This window comes from Culturomica massiliensis, assembly GCF_900091655.1.
Lineage (GTDB): Bacteria > Bacteroidota > Bacteroidia > Bacteroidales > Marinifilaceae > Culturomica > Culturomica massiliensis.
Genome location: NZ_LT594615.1, coordinates 1 through 894, shown reverse-complemented (window position 1 = coordinate 894; position 894 = coordinate 1). Strand labels below are relative to the sequence as shown.

Annotated in this window: 1 protein-coding gene; it reads right to left on the bottom strand. The window is 49.2% G+C overall.

Annotated features, from left to right (window positions below; all coding sequences use genetic code 11):
- Positions 1-90: 90 nt before the first annotated feature.
- Positions 91-894, bottom strand: an 804-nt coding sequence (locus BN8908_RS00050; protein WP_276525966.1) for an FISUMP domain-containing protein, incomplete at its 5' end; no start/stop codon positions are given.

Sequence of the window (894 nt, the reverse complement as noted above, 5' to 3'; positions counted from 1 at the left end):
ACCGTGCCCACAACCGCAAACATAAAAAACAATATCTTTACTAACCGATTCATCATCTCCCCTTTATCATTTTACGCTACTACCGTTTTATTAATCCTTAACACAACGAACACTGAAATAAAAATTAGTCCGGATAGCTGTCCGGGCATTTAGATTATATCCGGCATCCAGTGTCCAATCGACACTTCCCGCCAAAAAATAATGATACTCACTTCCGCAAAATATGGAATTCAAATATCCGTAATTATGCCCGCTCCATGCCGTGACCACATTCGTGAATAAGGTATTGCTCACCCTGTCGAAACGCACGTAATAAGGCATCGTCAAAGTACCGTAATCCCCGCTTCCCCCATGAGCCGTGATCCACACCTGCGGCTTATTTGTTGACGTCCACCACCAAGCCTGATCCTCTATATCGTTATATCCGTTTCTGGCATTAAAACCACCATAAGTGCCATCGTAACTGGCATTTAAATTATACGTCCAAAAAAATCCTCCTCCCGGCAATCCCGCAAATCCGTCCTCATTCGTCCCGATCTGACCCTCTGCCGTCACCGGACGCCAGTAATTCAGCGTACTCTTCAATCCCCGGCCGTTACCCTCTACATTCACCTCTCCTCCCGTAGACTGCAACATTGCCACCCACTCGTCATTCGTCGGCAAATGCCAGCCCGTAGGACAAATACCCTGCACACCGGCCGTAGCATCGTTCTGTGTCGCTGCCAGCCAGTTATACAAACGTCCGTAAGTGTCACAATTCGATTCCGCATCACCGTAACACTTCACCGCCCCCGACTGACCCGACGCCAGCGTACGGTTCAGGTTATCGGCAAACCAGCACTTACCCCCGATCTCCACCGTACGGTAACGCTTCTTGCTCGCGATACCCTCCTC